The sequence below is a fragment of the Neisseria sp. P0021.S007 genome, from assembly GCF_051956855.1.
Map to the genome: position 1 here is coordinate 1 of NZ_JBQCXA010000706.1, position 626 is coordinate 626.

General features: G+C 47.8%; 1 pseudogene. It reads left to right on the forward strand.

Annotated elements, in window-relative coordinates:
• Positions 1–626 (forward strand): annotated as a pseudogene (locus ACTHUR_RS15495) (DUF2868 domain-containing protein); the annotation flags it as partial.

Here is a 626-nt window from a genome sequence, read left to right on the forward strand (position 1 = left end):
CCGCAAACGCGTTGGCTGATTGGTGCAACTTCACACGGCCTGTGGCTTTGCACGCTGTCGGGAATGTTGGTTTCTGTTTTGCTGCTGCTTTTGGTGCGTCAATATACGTTCAACTGGGAAAGTACGCTTTTAAGCAATACGGCATTGGTGAAAACGGTTGAGGCTTTGTCATGGTTGCCGGAACATTTGGGCTTTCCTGTTCCCGACAGTCAGGCCGTAATTGCAGGCCGTCTAAACAATCATATCGAAGATGCACACGCTTGGGCAGGCTTACTCATCGGCAGCATTATCTGCTATGGCATTCTGCCGCGCTTGCTTGCTTGGCTGGCTTGCAAGATTACTTTAAAAACCCTGCGCGAATGTTTGGATTTGAATCAGCCCTACTATCAAAACATCCTTCGCACATGGCAAACGAAGATTGTTGATGCCGATGATTTTCAGGAAAACATCGTTCCCGTTTCATCTAAAATTACGCTGAATAATGCGCCTAAATGGGCTGTTACACTGGAAACGGAATGGCCTGATCCGCTTTGGTTTTCCGGCGTTTTGGCGCAAGAATGGATAGACAAAGGTGTGGCCCGCCGGCAGAAAAGATTTGGAACAATTGGAAGCCGAATTGAAACAAA